Genomic DNA, 18,431 nt, shown 5'->3' with positions numbered 1-18,431 from the left:
CCATAACCCTAAATAGGTTATGGCTTTTATTTTTTTATAAAGGAGAGCTAAAAGATTGTTGAACAGATGCGCTTATTTATATAAGAAGTACAATCAGCAAAACGGATTAACATTGTTTCAATTAAACTAGTAAAGGAATCAAGCCTTCTTTACAAAGAAAGATTAGTAAAGTCACCAGAGGATGCTTATAAATTGCTGAAGTAGATCGTGAACATTTCCTAGTTGTGGTAATAGGATGGAGGCTCTTGAATGGGGATATTGAACGATATTCTTCGCAAATTTTCCCGTAAAACGTAGCCACTCCCTCACTGGTGGAATATTCACATGAAAAATTAAATTCTTCTGTTATGCCGTCTTTCATATCTAATCTTTCTGCTTCCTCTTCATAACTCATTAAATGGTTTTCTGGCAACATACTTGGTATGCAAACTATGATACATCAAATTTTAATTGATTGTTCTTCTTGATAGATAATTTCACCATCAATAATAGTTGTTTCTACTTTTAAATCTTTAATTTGGTTTGGGTTAACACTTAAAATGCTGTCATTTAATATAACTAAATCCGCCAACTTTCCGACCTCTATGCTCCCTTTTATCTCTTCTTCAAAACTCGCATATGCGCCATTCCAGGTGTATAGTTTAATAGCTTCCATTACTCTTATAGATTGATTAGCACCAAACTCCATTCCAGACTGGCTTTTTCTATTGACAGCAACATGAATCCCTAATAAAGGGTTATAGTCAGTAACTGGCGCGTCTGATCCACCTGCTGCTATTATGCCACGATCAATAAAATCACGAACAGCGTACATGTAATTAACACGATCACCATAGTGTTGGACATATATCTCTCCGAATTCATATGGAAATGGAGGATTTGGAATAGGAACCATCTCGAGTTTTTTCATTCTCTCTTGTAAATCTGGTGAAGAAATTCCCGCGTGCTCAATCCGGTGACGATGGTTTTTTCTTGGTGATTCCTCCAACGCCTTTTCTACACAATTTAAATACATTTCAATGGCTTTATCACCTTGTGCATGTACAGTGATTTGATAGCCTTTTTTATGTGCTTCACCTAAAACCTGGTAGATTTCTTCCTCACTATAATAAAGAATACCATAATTGTTAGAGTCACTGGAGTACGACTCACGGGTTGCAATTGTTGGTCCGGTGCTACTTCCATCTGTAAACAATTTAGCTGGTCCAACTTTGAATTTCTCATCTCCGGTACCAGTTACCACACCAGCTTCGAGCATTTTATAAACAAATTCATGGGAGTTATTTAACTGACATATCATTGCGTATATTCGGACACGAATATCCTTACTCTTCACAGCTTGTTGCAGTAAACGGTAACTCTCAGGGCCATTTCCACCTGCCTCATGTATACTTGTTATGCCCGCTGCAACGAAATGATCTGATGCAATTTTTACAGCCTTCATCAGTTCACTTTCTGTATAACTATTAACCTCGTTTATACCCATATTTGCTGCTTCAATTAATTTTCCTGTAAGCCTTCCTGCCTGATTCTTTTCAATAATTCCGCCATTAGGATCCGGTGTGTTCTCGTTAATTTGCGCAATTTCTAATGCTTTACTGTTCACCACACTTATGTGGCCGCAAGTACGGGATACAATAATGGGGTGTTCAATTGAAATTTCATCCAACTCATTGATTGTTGGATAACGCTTTTCCTTCACAGCGGTTTCATTGAAGCCCCAAGCACGTATCCATTCACCTTTAGGGGTTTCTATGGCTTTCTTTTTCAGGTCATCTAACAAGGCCTCGATAGAATCGATATGTTCAGCTTTACAACTTACCGCCAACTGATTCATCCCATAAGAAATGAGGTGAATATGAGAATCAATGAATCCAGGAAGAAGTGTTTTTCCTTGTAAGTCAATTACATCTGTTTTTTCTCCTATAAAACTCTTAACCTCCTGATTTGAACCAACAACTGCGATACGATTATCTTTTATTGCTACAGCTTCGACTACTGTATTCTTTTGGTCTACTGTAATAACTTCTCCATTTATCAATACAACATCAGCTTTCATAAACTCATCCCTTTCGAAATTACTCTTTTAGAGTTCAGTATCTAAAGCTATATCTCTCGATAGGCTATTCCACTTTTTAACGAGATTTATCAATAATTAGTTAAAGTTGAGATAAACATTTTTTTATTGTTTTAACAATGAAAGTAAAGTCTTCTTCTGTGATGCATAATGGAGGAGCAAGCTGCAAAATATTATTGTAACCTGCGACGGTGTCACCATTTTTACCAATAATTAAACCTTTTTCTTTACAAGCATTGATGACTTTGTTCACCTTTTCAATGGCAGCTGGTTCTTTTGTTTGCTTATCTTCCACTAGTTCAATACCTAAAAGAAGGCCTTTTCCGCGAACATCTCCTACGTTTGGATGCTCTTTTACATCCTCTAGTTCATATAACAGTCGTTTACCCAATTCTTTGGAGCGTTCAATGAGTTTCTCATTCTCTATAATTTCCAAATTCTTCAAAGCCAAGGCGCAAGCTGCAGGATTTCCTCCGAACGTATTCACATGGCGAAAGCGATCATAATCTTCACTGCCTATGTATGCCTCATAAACCTCTCGTCTGACTGCTGTTGCTGACAAAGGAAGATACGCACTTGTAATACCTTTTGCCATTGTAACGATATCTGGTTTGACTCCATAGTTCATAAATCCAAACGGCTTCCCTGTCCGGCCAAATCCACATATAACTTCATCACAAATTAGCAATGCACCGTGTTTCTCGCAAATTCCTTTTACTTTTGCCATATATCCATCAGGAGGCATTAAAATTCCTCCCCCGGTAATAATCGGCTCCATAATCACGCCAGCTACTGTTTGGCTTAACTCCCATGTCATGACACGATCGATTTCATCAGCACTTGCCAATGTATGAACATCGTCTGGATTGCGATACGTATCAGGCGGTGCTACATGCAGAAATCCTTGCCCCAAAGGTTCATATTTGTACTTTCGTTGTGCTTGACCTGTTGCTGCAAGAGCCCCCATAGAATTACCATGGTAAGCGCGATAGCGTGAAATAAACTTATAGCGTCCATGATCCCCTTTTTGCTGATGATATTGACGCGCAATTTTAAACGCTGTTTCATTCGCTTCCGATCCACTGTTAGAAAAGAAAATGACGTATTCGTCACCAAGCCATTCATTCAATTTTTCTGCTAATTTAATGGCAGGAACATGACTTTGTGTCAGAGGGAAGTACGGCATTTCTTCAAGCTGTTCAAAAGCCGCTCTTGCAAGCTCTTTTCTACCATAGCCAACATTCACGCACCAAAGACCGGACATACCGTCTAAATAACGGTTTCCATCAATATCTGTCACCCATGCCCCTTCTGCTTTTGTGATAATTAAATTCGTTGGATTAGGAGCTGCTCCTCTCATAGCATGCCAAAGATACTTTTCATCTACTTTTTGCAAAATGTGTGTTTGTTCCGTCGCTTGCACAATCACCAACCCCATTCTATCCTTTTATGATTTCATAACTCTTTTAATAACGAGCCGTAAGCATTTTCTTACGAGTATAGAATTCTACGCCATCTTTTCCATTTGCATGGAGATCGCCATAGAAGGATTTCTTATAACCTGAGAATGGGAAGAATGCCATTGGAGCAGGAACTCCAAGATTGACCCCAAGCATACCTGCATCAATTTCTTCACGAAACTCTCGAATGGCTTTAGCGCTATTGGTGTACAGGCATGCACCATTTGCGAATGGCGATGCATTAGCAACTTTAATCGCTTCCGACAAGTCTTTTACGCGTACAACAGAAAGAACCGGAGCGAAGATTTCATCCTGCCAGATTTTCATTTCCTGTGTCACATTGTCAAAAATCGTTGGGCCAACAAAATAACCTTCCCCGTTCGCTGCACCGTCTTCACGTCCGTCACGAATAAGTGTCGCTCCCTGCTCTACACCGGATTGAATGTAGCCGAGTGTCCGCTCTTTATGTCCTTCACGAATAACGGGACCAAGGAAAACACCTTCTTCCAAGCCATTGCCAATAGTAATAACATTAGCCTCTTGAAGCAGTCTATTAACGAGCTCATCTGCAACGTCTTCTTCCACGACAACAACAGCCGCCGCCATGCATCGTTCACCGGCTGAACCGAAGGCAGCATTTGTAATTTCTTTCGCTGTAGAACTAAGATCCGCATCTTTTAATACGATTGAATGATTTTTTGCCCCTGCAAGAGCTTGTACACGTTTGCCGTTAGCTGCTGCTGTTTTATATATATACTCAGCCACAGGTTGAGAACCAACGAAAGATACAGCCTTCACATCCTCATTATCAAGAATGCCATTAACAACGTCATGTGCACCATGCACAACATTTAATACTCCATGTGGAAGACCTGCTTCTTTAAACAGTTCAGCTAAGCGATTAGCCAGAAGCGGTGTTCTTTCAGATGGTTTTAATACAAACGTGTTTCCGCATGCAATCGCGAGTGGAAACATCCAGCATGGAACCATCATCGGAAAGTTGAATGGCGTTATTCCTGCAATTACTCCGATCGGGTAACGATACATCCCTGATTCAACACCAGTAGCAATATCGGGAAGTTGCTCTCCCATCATTAAAGTGGGTGCACCTGCGGCAAATTCAACACATTCAATCCCCCGCTGTACTTCACCGTAAGCTTCTTTATAACTTTTTCCGTTTTCCAGGGTAACTAGTTTAGCTAACTCTTCCCAGTTTTCAATCAATAGCTGTTGATAGCGAAATAGAATACGAGCACGCCGAGGCACAGCGACCCTTCTCCATGTTTTGAATGCTTCTTTAGCAGTTGTTACAGCTCTATCTAAATCTTCTTTAGTCGAAAGCGGCACACGAGCAATGATCTCCCCTGTTGCTGGATTTGGTACATCTGCAACCTGTTTACTTGTGGATTCAATCCATTTTCCGCCAATATAATTTTTCAAAGTTTGTTCATTTTTCGTTTCTACCATGGGGAAACCTCCTATTTTAAGATAACCGCCCTAAGTATTTATTACATCTGTAAAAGAAAGCACATTCATTAGACGGTATGTCAATTTATTCACTTAAATTTCAATACATTTCGCTTTACTATTCTGAATTTCTTATCCATTAAATACGCAGGAGCAGTCATCTGCTTAGCATTTGTCCACTTCACATTATTTCAGAATGATCTCATGGTTCATTTTATAATTTTTTTTCAAAAATACTGGACAATCCCATTCACAGACAAGATCCTTAGCCAAGTAAACGACCCAGTCCTTTGTAATATGATACTTTTCTCCATCAACAGTAATAAACACTTCACCATCTGTCACATAGAAAACTTCCTGTTCTTCTAGATGCCACGTTCCTTTAGCCGGTTCACCTACCCATGGTTCCCACGTGTCAACACCTAGTTGTTGCGCTTCTTCTGCTGTAAGTTTTTTCGCAAAAAACATGATGATCATCTCTCTTTCTTATAGGTAATTTTGAAGGAATATGTTCATTAAAGTACTGTCTTAACATTTGTATCTTTTAAACGTTTGAACTCTTTTTTCATAAAATATATGGCAATGAGAACGCCAGGAATTTCTGCAGCAGGACCTGCGTACCATATACCTTCTACACCCCAGAATTTCGGGAAAATAAATAGAAATGGGAACGAAAACAACAGTACTTTGCTAACACTAATAAAAGTAGCGGACCAGTTTCTCTCTTGCGATTCGAAATAACCGGAGACAAGCAAGCTGACTGCATTAAGCGTAAATAAAGAATTGAATACAACTGTCGTCCAAATGCCCAGTTTCTGCAATTCAGGATTACCACCGGAAAAAAATGATACAATTGGATCTGCAAAAATGATTAGTATAGCTGTCAAAATCACAAAGAAGGCAACCGTAAAAATGAGTCCCACCTTAATTGCTTGTTTAACACGAGCAAGGTTGCCCGCACCGTAGTTATAACTAATAATCGGTTGAAGTCCTGTCATCCCTCCGAGCGCTACTAAGGCGAGCAGATTTGTAATATAACCATTTTGAATCGTAAAAGCGGCAACATGCAGACCACCACCGTAGCTTTGCAGTAAGTTGTTGAAGAAAATAATTGCAATAAACATCATAAACTGACTCGAGAAAGATGCAAAACCCGTCCAAGCCACTTCGCCAATCGTCTTGAGATTAATCATCAAATCTTTCATTTTTGGCTTAAGTTTTGTTTTACCAAACCAGAAATAAAAGATTAGTAAAACAGGGATCGATTGCGAAATCGTATTGGCCCATGAGGAACCCATCATTCCCATGTCATACTTCGTTACCATAATCCATTCTGTAATCGCACCAACAGCTGCTGCGACTAACCAACTGTTCATTGATAATACAGGTTTTTCATCGATATTGGTTAAAATACTTAATACAACAGCCAATATCGTTAATGGCAATGAAATCCATAGCAGGCGGCTATATTGCACCGCATATGGAAGCACTTCATCACTTGCTCCGAATAAGATCATAATTTTATTTTCAAAGACTACTCCAAGTACAGCTAGTAAAATGGAGAAGAAAAGAGTAAAACATAAGGTTTGCCCCATAATACTTCTAGCTTCTTCGATTTTCCCTTTTCCAAGTCGAAGTGAAATGACCGCTCCCGCTCCAACACCCAAAAGAACGCCGAACATACGGGTAATAACCATGACCGTAAATCCAATTCCGATCCCTTCGATTTCCAGCTCCTGAAAGCCGCTAACGAAATAGCCATCGACAACCGCTACAACTCCTAGAATCGCGTTAGCCATGATTCCTGCTAAAGCAAACCGTAAATATAGTAACGGAATACTTTTGGTTCCCAGCACTGAGTCATACGCTGGCTTATTCATTTCTTCTAGTTGTTCTATCTTCGATGATAGACGGTTGGCTTCTATTTCCATGAGCATATCCCCCTAAAAATAATTTATGTAGCAAGTTAAGCCCAATTAATTCGCATACCAACCTACAGGCTTGGCACGCTGGTGGATATTGATTTGCTTCGTTTCCATAAAGTGCTCCAGCCCAACAGCCCCTAACGCTCTGCCGATTCCACTTTGCTTATACCCTCCCCAAGGACCTTCAACATAAGCAAGATGATAACTATTAATCCAAGTAATTCCCGCACGCAATTTACTAATAACACGTTTTGCTCGGTCCATATCTTCAGTAAATACAGCACCAGCTAATCCATAAATGGAATCATTCGCTTTTTTGATGGCATCTTCCTCATCTTTAAATTTCTGTACAACAAGGACTGGACCAAAAATCTCTTCCTTAACAATAGCCATATTCGCTTTTACATCAGCAAAGATTGTCGGCTCAATAAAAAATCCTCGATCAAGCCCACTTTCTGTTATGCGCTTACCACCACAAACTAATTTTGCACCTTCTTCGATTCCGCTCTTAATGTAATTTAAAACTTTATTCATATGAGACTCGTTTGTGAGAGCTCCCATTTCAACGTTCTCGCTTTCCCCGTTGCCAACTACAATTTTACTTGAACGCTCGGCTAATCTTTCAACAAACTTATCATAAATGGTCTCTTGTACAAGCAAACGAGATGCTGCTGAACAAACTTGCCCGGCATTGTGGAAAATACCAAACATCGCATTCTCGACTGCAGTTTCAAAATCTACATCGTCGAACACAATAAGTGGAGATTTACCACCCAGTTCAAGTGTGATTTTTTTCATATTGCCCGCAGCTGCGTGCATAATGCTTTGGCCTGTTTTTGTTCCACCAGTAAAAGCAATCTTGTCAACATCATTGCTCTCGGCAAGCTCATTCCCAACTTTTGATCCAGGTCCCAATACCAAGTTTGCTACTCCAGCCGGAAGTCCCACCTCTTCGATAACTTCAAACAATTTGAATGCGCTTACAGGAGTTTCCTCAGCAGGCTTAAGGACAACTGTATTCCCTGCGGCGAGTGCAGGAGCAATTTGCCAAACAGCTAACATAAGCGGGAAGTTCCAAGGTACAATAAGTCCGCAAACACCAATCGGTTCATGAATAATAATAGTTTCCGAAGAATCAGCACGAGTATAAGATTCCATTTTCATGCCTTTAATCAAGTCAGCATAATAGCGGAAGCATTGAATCGATACCGGAATATCTACATAGGTGGTTGCACGTATAACCTTACCGTTATTTGCAGTTTCCAAACTTGCAATTTCAGCTGCCTTCTCTTCAAGACGATCTGCAATCTTATAGAGATAGTCAGCTCTTTCATCAGCTGATAAATTCGACCAGACCCCGTTGTCAAACGCTTTACGAGCCGCCTTGATTGCTATCTTCGCATCATTTGCCGATCCATCAGCAGACGTTGCGATCACCTCTCCGGTCGCAGGATTAATAATGTTTCTTCTAACACCGGATAATGCTTCTACCCATTTCCCATCAATAAACATGTTAATATTCATAAACAACTCTCCTTTATGAAATAATATCGAAAAGTTTGAAACCGATATGTGCCAGATTTACCAGCATCGTTTTTTGATTATAGAACGGGAATGATTTGAGCCGTTCCTTTTCAAATCGATATCCACCTGCACTCCCCGTAACAATCCATTGTGCCAATAACTTACCGAACAATGTTGAGAGTGAAGCGCCATGGCCCGTATAACCCGTTGCGAAATATGCGCCTTCTTTAGATCTGCCGATAACCGGGAACGTATCGATTGTAACCCCGATGAATCCCCCCCACTGGAAATCAATCTTGCTTCCTGCCATTTTTGGCATTATTTTAACCATGGCATCGTAAACACTTTGATAAACGGCATCACCTAAGTTTGGACGAACATCACCACCGCCAAATACGATTCGATTATCTGGTGTACGTCTGAAATAGTAAAGGAAATTACTTGTATCAAAAACCATGCGATCTTTAGGAATAACAGTATTCACAAGTGATTCTGGAAGCTGCTCAGTAGCAATAATACGTGCCGAAAGTGGCAGTACGCCTTTGTTCAGTTCATTCATGATTTTTCCGGAGTAACCATCAGTAGCCACAATAATGTCTTTCCCAGTAACAACACCTTTTTCTGTTACAACTTTTACACTGTTTCGACCGTACTCAATAGATAGTGCTTTCGAATGCTCAAAGATTTTTGCACCGATCGATTTAGCTGCTTCTCCCAAACCAATTGCATAGTTCAGTGGCTGGAATGAGTAACTCGAGCTGTCGACTAAGCACCCATAATAAAGTGTGGAATCGATTTCTTGATGCAACTGACTTCGATCAAGCACGCTTGATTCGTATCCGAAATTTTTATTTAAGTATTCGCTTTCATGTTTCAATGCTTCAAAATGCTTGGCTTTGTAAGCCGCCACAATGTGACCTGTCTTTCTAAAGTCACAGTTGATTTGATGCTCGTCAATGATGTTTTTAACCAGTTCAACGCTAAGCAGGGAGAGATCATTGAGTTGTCTCGCCTCGTCGGCACCGTACTTTTTGGCAAGCTCCTGCATTGTTGGCTTATAGCCAGGCAATACCATCCCGCCATTACGACCGCTGGCACCATATCCGACCGTTTCTTGCTCAAGGACAATGACACTCTTCCCCAATTTTTGCAAATGATAAGCAGAAGAAAGACCTGTAAAACCTGCGCCAATAATGACCACATCCGCCTCTTCATTTCCTTCAAGAAAATTCCCTTTTTCATAGCTGTTTGCAGTCGCTGCCCACAGTGAGAGAGTATCCATTCGATCCATCTTATCCATAGCTTGTTCTTCTCCTTATGTGACATGTATGTTACAATACCGTCAAGATTATTCTGACTATTCGAACTTCGTGGGTCTATCATATAACTTGAAGCTTCCTCCAAGTCAATAGCCATTTGAGAGATTTTTGAATTCATTTTCGTAAAAAAGTGGAATAACTCCACTTTCTTCAATAGGAGGGCCTCTATGAAAATTGGTACATTTGCAAAGCTTTTTCATGTTACGACTGATACCGTTCGCTATTACATTGAACTGGGATTATTAATAGCAGACAAAAAAAACACCCAGTATCAAATGAACCAATTGTGTCTCGACGACATGGCTTTTATTACTGAGCTGAAAAAGTTTCATTTTTCACTGATAGAAATTCAACAAATTTTATCTTATCAACGTGTCACAAACTTCTTGGACCATGAGGATATCGACTACTACAACAATTTGCTCATGGATAAAAAGAACCAGCTGACCGAGAAAAAAGAAGACATATCAAAAGCTATCCAATTGATTGAAAAAGCAGTTCAAACTAGCTCACCTTCATTCAAAGAAGAGAATTATACAGGGGTCCCACTTTCCTTTGTAAATCTACTCTATTGTCCGAAGTGCCACATTCCACTTGAAATGGAAGACGTAACGATTAAAAAAATCTACATTCAAACGGGGAGTTTAACTTGTACCTGTGGATACGAGGCAGCTATCGAGGAAGGTATTATCATAACCTCGAACTTGTACGAGACGTCTCCTTATCCATCATATTTTTACGATAAAGAAACGATTAAAGAGATTAATCCCAAAATGATTAATTTATTTGAAAAAAGTAATTTTTGGTTTCAAAAAGTTCTGCAAAATATAGAATTGAAAAACAAATTAATTGTGGAAACAAATGTCGACGTTTTTGTGTCACTCCCCAAATATATCGATGTTCTCGAAACGAGTGCATCCTATGTATTCTGTGGTTATTCGCTTGCGATGCTCAAGAAGGTCAGAAAAAGAATTGAGCGTATAAATCCGAAGCTAAACGTCCTTTATATTCTTAATTCTGATTTAAATCTGCCATTGAAACCGCTTTGCATCGATGTTTTTGTAGATAGTTTTACAGTTGCTGATTTTTCACTGCTCAATCCGAAGTTCCCAATTCATGTTCTAAAAAACTGTTTCCATAGCAGTTCAACAATTGTTGGTGGGTACTCGTATTATGATAGCTCAGCTAAATCCTTGAAAAATATTTCAACTTTATATCCAAATTCCCACGATCGTATTTTGTATCCAAAATACTTGGAAGAAAATTTATCAGTCAACGAATTTCAAACCATGCATAGTGAAAATATCGGTTACTGTACAGATCCAGGTCCTTTTTTTGATTATCATAAAAAAGACGAAAAATTCCACATGTTAATGTATTTCGCTAGTAAAAAATAGAAAACAAAAAAGAGTCTGTATGAAAAATAGGCTAGTTCACTGATGAGACAGCTCCCCTTTTCTTGTCTAATCTAAAAAAATGGTAGCGCAGGATAAGCACCCGCGCTACCATTTTCAATTTAATCTATTTGCTATTACTTAAGTAAATTATAGGTAAGTGAAAACCACCGGCTTCTAACCCCACTTTCGATAACTATCCTGCTTGATAGACGATTTCACCATCAATGATCGTCATGTGCACGGAGAGATCGGCGATACTGACATGATCTGCTTACAGAATGCTTCATTCCATTTTTTGCCTTACAGTTTAATAGGTAGTTTTCTACTTCAATTTTTCTAGTAAATATGAAATTAAAACCATTGCAGAAGTGGATTCAGCAAAATAAAAAGCCAAAGTAATCAGAATTCATCACAGTGACCTTTCCCCATTTACGAAATACCTAATTTAAGCCTGTTATCTTGGTTGAGTCCCCACAATTCGATAATTGGAACCCCACTTTTTGAACGATTGTTCAACTCTTCCCCTTCAGCTCATAAATATGGATAAATTAATATACCTTTGTCTCCTGAAATAAGACTAACTTCTTCTTTCCAACTATTCCAGCGAAAACTCTCATAAAACCCCATTATATTTCCACTTAATGACCAGTTTATAAATTCTGCATAACCCATCCCTAAATCTTCCCATTCTAACGTGTCTGGAGCTAAATAAAAGATATTGCCTGTTTCACCATCAAATGCCCCACCATTTAGAGCAAAAAAACCGCCGACTGCATCATCAGCAACTAGTAGTGAATCTTTTAAATAAAACAAAAATTCATTTTTGTAAGACTATTATATCGTATATCATTAAAACATTGGTCTTTTTTACTATCAAATATAACTGTTTAAAAAGTGTAATATAAAAAAGACTAGTGGAATATCCTAGTCTTTTGCTCTTTAATCACGAATTCTTCAAACTACCTGTGTCCGGTGAGAAGCTAGAAAATCGTTCAAGAAATTTAAGTTGGAACAACTGGTACTTATAAATCTAGTAGATTAATATATAAGTTCGGTTTTATATCCAAACATATTTATTAAGGTTCGGTAGTTAAACCACAAAGGGATAATTTGCGCCACACTCATGCGACAATTTTAATGAGAATGGGAGAGAATCCTAAAATTGTGAGTGAAAGATTGGGACATTCAAGAGTTGAAACAACTCTTGGTATTTACTCTCATTCAAATGAAGAAATGCAGAAAATAACAGCTGATCGATTTGATGTGAAATTTTTAAATTAGTAAGTATGTGAAATGTCTGTGCAGTTTTGGTGCAATGAATAATATTCATTACAAAATTTGGAAGTAACTGAAAACAAAGAAAAAGTCCAAACCCTTGATACACCTAGGTTTGAGCCTTCTAATTCGTATGATCCCAACTGGACTTGAACCAGCGACCCCTACCCTGTCAAGGTAGTGCTCTCCCAGCTGAGCTATGGAATCGTAATATATAGTGAGATTAAATCACTATGTTAAACTCTATTATACTGTTTTACCTCGTTCACTTCAACCAATTTTTAACAATAAATTCTGAATATAAATGCTATTGAATAGATTTAATCAGCCATTCATCTATTCGATTTTGCTTCTAAGTTACTAATTGTGTGCATTAAATCTTTCCATCTCATATCGTGGTCACTTGGGATATTACTTAAGAGAATGCTACCAATTACAATTGTTAAGAATAATAGTAGGACACCAATTCCAAAGACAACTGTTTGCACATGATAGTTTTTAACGATTTTCATCATTCTGTTTTTCATAGGCCTCTCTCCTGTTAGTTAAATATTAATATTCCTTAGTGTTAGAATTAAACACTCTTTTACTATTAATATTTGCCAGTTTGCCTATTATGTAATCAAAATAATTTTGTAATCGTTAATTATTATCTATCTTAGTAGCTAATACAGTGATCATCTTCATTATTATAAAAACGTTTAATTCTTTTAATTTTAGAGTTTCCGTAGTACCTTTTTATTATCTCAAATCAATTCTATGTATCTAGAACTAACATTAACACGAACGCTTATTTTGTTAGCTCTTTTTCCTGAACACCGAGTAATCAGAAGTTGTATTTTTGTTTTCCTTTGATTCTGTTGGAGTTTCGGACATTTTTTTCTTACTATTTCTAGTTCTTTTAATATTCTTCTTACTTTCTAATGCCTGTTTTTCTTCCTCATTTTGTTCAGATTTCACTTTTAGTAACTCTTTTTGCTCAGAATAGACGGATATGATTGAACCGCCAGCTTGAATCCAGCTGCCGCTATACTTTAGTAGTAATGCTAGCTCTTCGTATTCCTTAACTAATGGATTTGTTTCAGTTTCTTCTTCATATTGTTGAAGTACATCAAAAATTACGCCATCTGCTAAATCACTGGGTACTTCCGGTTGACTTGAAATCGGTTCATCCGGTACTTCAATCGGTTCGTAATCTGGTATTCTACCAAAAAGCATTTCTATTTCACTTAAAATTTCTTCATTTGTTTTTACTATTGTTTTCTGATTATTATCAGCTTCTGATAATCTACCCTGATATTCTTGAACTTCATCAAATATAATTCCGTCGGAAAGTTCACTACCCTCGGGCTGGTGAGCACTTCCTGGATAATCATGAAGTACGTCAAATATGACTCCATCTGATAAATCGCTAGGTTCTTCTACTTGCCCAGTTTCTTCTAAATAGTCTTTTAAATCCTCTATTTCTAACTCTACTAATCCACCCAATACTTGTAATGTATTTCCGATTGCTTGTAAAAAGTTTCCCATGAAACCTGACACATCAAAATCTTCTTCACTTACTTCTTCTAGAGCTGCTATTAATCCACCAAATGCTTGTTGTGCATTCCCTGTTATATTTAATTTTATCGCTCGGTCTGGATTTTTTGCTTCTTCTTCTTTTTCTTCTTCTGCTTCTGCAGCTAATAAACTAAATAATACGGTGACATTACCTGAAGCTTGGATAATTTCCCCTGCATCTTCTAATACACTAGACTCACCTAAGAAAGCTTCTATGATATTTCCGATTGCTTGAAAGGTATTCCCACCAAAATCTAGATGAAAACTTATATCTTCCCATCTTTTTCGGTTTTCTCCTTTTAATCCTCTCATGGGTGTACTACTTATTGCTGAACTGATTGTTCCAATTGCATTCACCCATGAACCAATAACCTCCATCACTTGGCTCATTATAGAAACACCAATCCTTGATTAGTCATTTAGGATTAGTATATTCAGCTAAGGCGTTTAAACGTTCCAAATAGGTAAATATAATTAAGCCCGAAATGCATCTACCCAACTTTCTTCTTAAATAATTCAATTTTTGTCTTTTCTCCTACAATAAAAATTAAATCGCCAGTTTGAAAAACAACGTCACCGATTTGGGATACCATTGGCTCGCCATCACGGATGATTAGTACAACTGTTATACCATACTTCACAGAAAAGCTCATTTCTCTTAATGTTTTACCGACTAGTTTTTCTGGGATGACCGTTTCTACACCTGCAACATTTTTTGTAATTTCGATGTACTCAATGATTCCGCTCATCGCTTCCATTCGTGCTGCTTTATGCCCTGCTTCCTCTTCAGGATAAATGACTAAGTCCGCGCCAATGCTTTCTAAAATACCGCCAACTTCACGATTATTAGCTTTACAAATAATTCTTTTTACCTTCCTCTCTTTCAATCGTCTCGTGATTAAAATAGAGGCTAAGGAATCCGTTCCAATCGCAACAAATACTGCATCAAATTGACTTACACTTAAATCTTCTAGAATGGACTCCTCACGCAAGTCGCCGATTACTGCATATTCTGTATACTCCTCTAATTGATCTAATGTCTTTTTTTCTTTATCACATACCACAACTTCATGACCTAATCGATCTAATTCTTTTACAATCCCTCGACCAAATCGACCAGCACCAATTACTAAGTATTGCTTTGGCATTTAAACTCTCCTCCTTACCCAACTGCTAAATCTTTTTCAACATATCTTAACTTTTGGTTATCTACTCGAAGTACGAAATAAATCAGCGTGAAAATCCCAATTCTACCAATAAACATAAGTAGAATTAATATTATTTTCGATATGCTATGTATATTTGTTGTAATTCCTAATGATAGTCCGGTATTCGTAATTGCTGAAATTACTTCTAGTAAAATCAAATCTAATTGAAACGGTTCAAAAATAGAAATTATGATTGTTGCAACTGTGATCAAAATGATAAAACTCATCGCTATAACAAATGCACGGTCAACTACTTCTTTCTTTACACTTGTTCTAAATATAATCGTATCGTCTCGTGACTTAATGACCGCAAACATTTTTGCTGCTAACACCGAAACTGTTGTTAAGCGTATCCCTCCAGCTGCACTCGAGGAAGCTCCACCGATATACATAAGCACTAAAAGAATCAATATTGCAGGTAATGTCAATTCTGCAATATCAAGAGGTGCATACCCTCCATTACGACTTGTAACCGATAAAAACATTGAGTTTGTTAGTTGATCTAAAAAATTTAAATGTTTAAAAGCATGCCCTCTTTCTAAAAGCCAAAAAATAATCGTTCCTATAATCATAAACGAAAAATGTAGTCGCATATTGATTCTCGTAAATAAAGATTTTTTCTTATTATATTTATAGACGTATTCCATTATAGTTGGATAGCCTAATCCACCTATAAAAATTAGTGCCGCTGTTACAATTAAGACTAGATTATTTTTTTGAAATGAGATTAAACTATTGCCAAATAAATCAAAGCCCGTGTTTGTAAAGCTTGCAATTGAATGAAATGCTGTAACTAATAATGTTTCAAATACGGTGTCATATTTATCCCTAAATTGACTATAAAAAAATAAACCACCTATAAATTGAAAAATTAATGATGTAAATAAAACCGACAAACTTAATCGTCTAATTGACTTTATACTACTTTGATTTTGATCTTTTGATACGACTAATAAATTTGAAATTGTAATCCGAATACCAAGGATCATAAATCCATAGCTAATAAATACAACAATTCCGATCGCACCAATTTCCATTTGAATCATTAATAATATTTTGCCCCACACATTAAATGTCTCAACTAAGTTTACTGTTGTTAACCCAGTCACGCTAATCGCACTAGTTGAAACAAATAAACTGTCAATATAGCTAATTGTAGAAATTCTCGTAAATGGCAGATAGTATAAAAATGAAAATAAAAATGTAATTAATATATAGGAAATGAATATGTAATGGAGAGGATTTTTTGGTTTCTTCTTTTTTTTCATAAGTAGCTCTTTTTCTCCTTTAAGTTACGGGATAAAAGTTCATGGAATTTTTTACTAATTGTTATTATCTATTCTACCTATTTTTAGTAAAAAAACAAAAAAACTTTCAAATCAATAGAAAGATTTGAAAGTCATCTTAACGTTTTTATGCTGATGAAGAATTATCCGATTTCACTTGTATCGATGAAACTTCTTTTTGTTGTTGATATAAATACAGGAATACACTTACAATTACGATTGTGCCTCCGATTAACTGAAATGATGATAGCATTTCGTGAAGAAGAAATACAGCTAAAATAGATGCACCAACTGGTTCTCCAAGTATACTCATTGAGATCGTTGTAGCATTTACGTAATTTAATAAATAGTTATTAATAATATGAGCTAATGATGGAATAATGGCTGATGCAATAAAGATGATCCAATCTTTTGATTGGTAATCAAAGAAATTATCCATTGTTACAATATTATAAATTGTTAAAAATGCCGCTGAAAATGCGAATACCCAAAAACTATACACCCAATGCGACGTATTTTTTACGGTTGTTTGTCCAACCATTAAATAGAGCACTGCAGCAATTACACTTAAAAACGAAAGAATATCACCTTTAAAAGCTGACATACTTAAACCAATATCACCGAATCCTATTAGACATACACCAATAATCGCGATAATCATACATATTTTAGATTGCATGGAAGTTCGTTCTTTAAAGACAAAGTAACCAAGAATCATTGCTACAAGTGGCTGAAGAGCTAATATTATGGTTGAGCTTGCCACTGAGGTAAACACTAATGAACCGTACCATAAAATAAAATGAATCGCTAACATTAATCCACCTAAAGCGAATGACCTATAATGAGACTTTTTTAAGGCTTTTAACTCATTTTTTCGCTTCAGTACAAATGGTAGCATCCATATACATGTAAACCAGAGGCGATACATGCTTAAAACAGATGGCGAGGCATTCGTCCATTTAGCTAATATAGCTGAAGTTGAAATGGCAATAATGGACAATATTAATAATGGCATCATTGAATTAGGTTGTTTTTTACTCATGTTTCACCTCATTATGACTTAATTTGTAAGCGTTTAACACTTTTTACTTTTCTAATTTTTTTATATAAAGTAACATCTAATTATATCATCCTAGGGAAAAGAAGAGGAGACATTTATGATTCAAACAAATGGTACAAGAGAAGAACATACATTATATAGTGAACACATTCAAAAAGAAGTTACATTTACAATATACTATTCAAGCCAGTACACTCCGTTAATAAAACATCACTTATTAATTACACAAGATGGTCAAGATTATTTTAATCTAGGAAAAGTACATAGAGTTATCGAAAAATTAACGAAAGAAGGATCAATCCAACCTACAATTGTAGTTGGAATTCCATACTCTTCACCAGAAGAACGTTTTAAGCTATATCATCCATCTCAACCTGGCCAAAAAAATTATATACGCTTTTTAGCTGAAGAATTACTACCTTATTTAGATGATCACTTACCACTGCTTGGTTTAGCACATAGTAGAACGTTAATAGGCGATTCATTAGGTGCTACCGTTTCACTACAAGCAGCATTTACATATCCAAATACATTTGGACAAATTATTATGCAGTCTCCGTTTGTTAATGATGATGTAATCGAGTTTTTAAAGAATTCAAAATTAAACTCGATTCTTTCAATTATTCAAACTGTTGGACAACAAGAAGATAATGTTTTTACCCCAAGCAAGCAATGGGTTAATTTTGTCGAAGGTGGATTACAGTTAAAAGAATATTTAGCCAACTTCCAAGTGGAATTACATTATGCTGAATATGAAGGAGACCATACTTGGACTAATTGGGAAAAGCAGTTAGAAGAATTGTTAAAAATTAGTTTAGCGAAATAATGCGCGAAACTTATCGATTTTCAAAAAATTTGGTATAATTAAAATTA

At 36.8% G+C, this 18,431-nt stretch carries 16 protein-coding genes, 1 tRNA gene and 1 pseudogene; 4 read left to right on the top strand and 14 right to left on the bottom strand.

Going from position 1 to position 18,431, the window contains the following annotated elements:
• Positions 1-105 precede the first annotated feature (105 nt).
• Positions 106-201 (top strand): annotated as a pseudogene (locus tag CN692_RS26520) (DNA repair protein RadC); the annotation flags it as partial.
• A gap of 238 nt (positions 202-439) precedes the next feature.
• Here CN692_RS26520 and CN692_RS01710 read toward each other — a convergent pair.
• From CN692_RS01710 to CN692_RS01680, 7 genes are all read right to left on the bottom strand, one after another.
• Positions 440-2,059, bottom strand: coding sequence for an amidohydrolase (locus CN692_RS01710; protein WP_098117273.1), 1,620 nt, complete (start codon positions 2,057-2,059; stop codon positions 440-442).
• A 100-nt stretch (positions 2,060-2,159) separates the two neighbouring features.
• Entirely contained in the window at positions 2,160-3,515 is a 1,356-nt protein-coding gene (locus CN692_RS01705) for an aspartate aminotransferase family protein (protein WP_179874353.1), read from the bottom strand.
• A gap of 28 nt (positions 3,516-3,543) precedes the next feature.
• Positions 3,544-5,004, bottom strand: a complete 1,461-nt coding sequence (locus tag CN692_RS01700) for a CoA-acylating methylmalonate-semialdehyde dehydrogenase (protein WP_098117271.1) — start codon at positions 5,002-5,004, stop codon at positions 3,544-3,546.
• 186 nt (positions 5,005-5,190) lie between these two features.
• On the bottom strand, positions 5,191-5,472 hold the full coding sequence (locus CN692_RS01695; protein ID WP_098117270.1) for a cupin domain-containing protein: 282 nt from the start codon (positions 5,470-5,472) through the stop codon (positions 5,191-5,193).
• A 47-nt stretch (positions 5,473-5,519) separates the two neighbouring features.
• Positions 5,520-6,935 (bottom strand): MATE family efflux transporter, encoded by a 1,416-nt coding sequence (locus CN692_RS01690; RefSeq protein ID WP_098117269.1) that lies wholly within the window; start codon positions 6,933-6,935, stop codon positions 5,520-5,522.
• Between the two features lie 45 nt (positions 6,936-6,980).
• Entirely contained in the window at positions 6,981-8,453 is a 1,473-nt protein-coding gene (locus CN692_RS01685; protein WP_098117268.1) for an aldehyde dehydrogenase family protein, read from the bottom strand.
• A gap of 13 nt (positions 8,454-8,466) precedes the next feature.
• A complete protein-coding gene (locus tag CN692_RS01680) occupies positions 8,467-9,753 on the bottom strand; it encodes an NAD(P)/FAD-dependent oxidoreductase (RefSeq protein ID WP_098117267.1) in 1,287 nt (428 codons plus the stop codon).
• A gap of 186 nt (positions 9,754-9,939) precedes the next feature.
• On the opposite strand from CN692_RS01680, the gene CN692_RS01675 reads away from it, so the two are divergent.
• Positions 9,940-11,169 (top strand): MerR family transcriptional regulator, encoded by a 1,230-nt coding sequence (locus CN692_RS01675; RefSeq protein ID WP_098117266.1) that lies wholly within the window; start codon positions 9,940-9,942, stop codon positions 11,167-11,169.
• Positions 11,170-11,700: 531 nt separating this feature from the next.
• On the opposite strand, the gene CN692_RS01670 is transcribed toward CN692_RS01675, so the two are convergent.
• Positions 11,701-11,982, bottom strand: a complete 282-nt coding sequence (locus CN692_RS01670) for a DUF2625 family protein (RefSeq protein WP_098117265.1) — start codon at positions 11,980-11,982, stop codon at positions 11,701-11,703.
• Positions 11,983-12,279: 297 nt separating this feature from the next.
• Here CN692_RS01670 and CN692_RS01665 point away from each other — a divergent pair, with 297 nt between their 5' ends.
• On the top strand, positions 12,280-12,450 hold the full coding sequence (locus CN692_RS01665; RefSeq protein ID WP_257143952.1) for a tyrosine-type recombinase/integrase: 171 nt from the start codon (positions 12,280-12,282) through the stop codon (positions 12,448-12,450).
• A gap of 128 nt (positions 12,451-12,578) precedes the next feature.
• Here CN692_RS01665 and CN692_RS01660 read toward each other — a convergent pair.
• The 6 genes from CN692_RS01660 to CN692_RS01635 all read right to left on the bottom strand — a co-directional run bounded on the left by CN692_RS01660 (position 12,579) and on the right by CN692_RS01635 (position 17,540).
• Positions 12,579-12,651 (bottom strand) — tRNA-Val (locus CN692_RS01660).
• 125 nt (positions 12,652-12,776) lie between these two features.
• On the bottom strand, positions 12,777-12,971 hold the full coding sequence (locus tag CN692_RS01655) for a hypothetical protein (protein WP_098117264.1): 195 nt from the start codon (positions 12,969-12,971) through the stop codon (positions 12,777-12,779).
• 271 nt (positions 12,972-13,242) lie between these two features.
• Positions 13,243-14,394 carry a DUF6944 family repetitive protein gene (locus CN692_RS01650; RefSeq protein ID WP_098117263.1) on the bottom strand — a complete coding sequence of 384 codons (1,152 nt, stop codon included), beginning with the start codon at positions 14,392-14,394 and terminating at the stop codon, positions 13,243-13,245.
• A 101-nt stretch (positions 14,395-14,495) separates the two neighbouring features.
• Positions 14,496-15,152, bottom strand: a complete 657-nt coding sequence (locus tag CN692_RS01645) for a potassium channel family protein (RefSeq protein ID WP_098117262.1) — start codon at positions 15,150-15,152, stop codon at positions 14,496-14,498.
• Positions 15,153-15,166: 14 nt separating this feature from the next.
• Positions 15,167-16,480, bottom strand: coding sequence for a TrkH family potassium uptake protein (locus CN692_RS01640; RefSeq protein ID WP_098117261.1), 1,314 nt, complete (start codon positions 16,478-16,480; stop codon positions 15,167-15,169).
• A 145-nt stretch (positions 16,481-16,625) separates the two neighbouring features.
• Positions 16,626-17,540: a DMT family transporter gene (locus tag CN692_RS01635; protein ID WP_098117260.1), complete on the bottom strand. Its 915-nt coding sequence runs from the start codon at positions 17,538-17,540 to the stop codon at positions 16,626-16,628.
• A gap of 115 nt (positions 17,541-17,655) precedes the next feature.
• Here CN692_RS01635 and CN692_RS01630 point away from each other — a divergent pair, with 115 nt between their 5' ends.
• Positions 17,656-18,384: an alpha/beta hydrolase gene (locus CN692_RS01630; protein ID WP_098117259.1), complete on the top strand. Its 729-nt coding sequence runs from the start codon at positions 17,656-17,658 to the stop codon at positions 18,382-18,384.
• The last annotated feature ends 47 nt before the right edge of the window (positions 18,385-18,431 follow it).

Source organism: Bacillus sp. AFS002410, from assembly GCF_002556365.1.
Classification (GTDB): Bacteria; Bacillota; Bacilli; order Bacillales; family Bacillaceae_G; genus Gottfriedia.
This window is presented reverse-complemented; position numbering and strand designations above follow the sequence as displayed.

Coding starts and splice junctions, on each gene's coding strand:
- CN692_RS01710 (WP_098117273.1), bottom strand. CDS start 2,059: ATGAAAGCTGATGTTGTATTGATAAATGGAGAAGTTATTACAGTAGAC.
- CN692_RS01705 (WP_179874353.1), bottom strand. CDS start 3,515: ATGGGGTTGGTGATTGTGCAAGCGACGGAACAAACACACATTTTGCAA.
- CN692_RS01700 (WP_098117271.1), bottom strand. CDS start 5,004: ATGGTAGAAACGAAAAATGAACAAACTTTGAAAAATTATATTGGCGGA.
- CN692_RS01695 (WP_098117270.1), bottom strand. CDS start 5,472: ATGTTTTTTGCGAAAAAACTTACAGCAGAAGAAGCGCAACAACTAGGT.
- CN692_RS01690 (WP_098117269.1), bottom strand. CDS start 6,935: ATGGAAATAGAAGCCAACCGTCTATCATCGAAGATAGAACAACTAGAA.
- CN692_RS01685 (WP_098117268.1), bottom strand. CDS start 8,453: ATGAATATTAACATGTTTATTGATGGGAAATGGGTAGAAGCATTATCC.
- CN692_RS01680 (WP_098117267.1), bottom strand. CDS start 9,753: ATGGATAAGATGGATCGAATGGATACTCTCTCACTGTGGGCAGCGACT.
- CN692_RS01675 (WP_098117266.1), top strand. CDS start 9,940: ATGAAAATTGGTACATTTGCAAAGCTTTTTCATGTTACGACTGATACC.
- CN692_RS01655 (WP_098117264.1), bottom strand. CDS start 12,971: ATGAAAAACAGAATGATGAAAATCGTTAAAAACTATCATGTGCAAACA.
- CN692_RS01650 (WP_098117263.1), bottom strand. CDS start 14,394: ATGAGCCAAGTGATGGAGGTTATTGGTTCATGGGTGAATGCAATTGGA.
- CN692_RS01645 (WP_098117262.1), bottom strand. CDS start 15,152: ATGCCAAAGCAATACTTAGTAATTGGTGCTGGTCGATTTGGTCGAGGG.
- CN692_RS01640 (WP_098117261.1), bottom strand. CDS start 16,480: ATGAAAAAAAAGAAGAAACCAAAAAATCCTCTCCATTACATATTCATT.
- CN692_RS01635 (WP_098117260.1), bottom strand. CDS start 17,540: ATGAGTAAAAAACAACCTAATTCAATGATGCCATTATTAATATTGTCC.
- CN692_RS01630 (WP_098117259.1), top strand. CDS start 17,656: ATGATTCAAACAAATGGTACAAGAGAAGAACATACATTATATAGTGAA.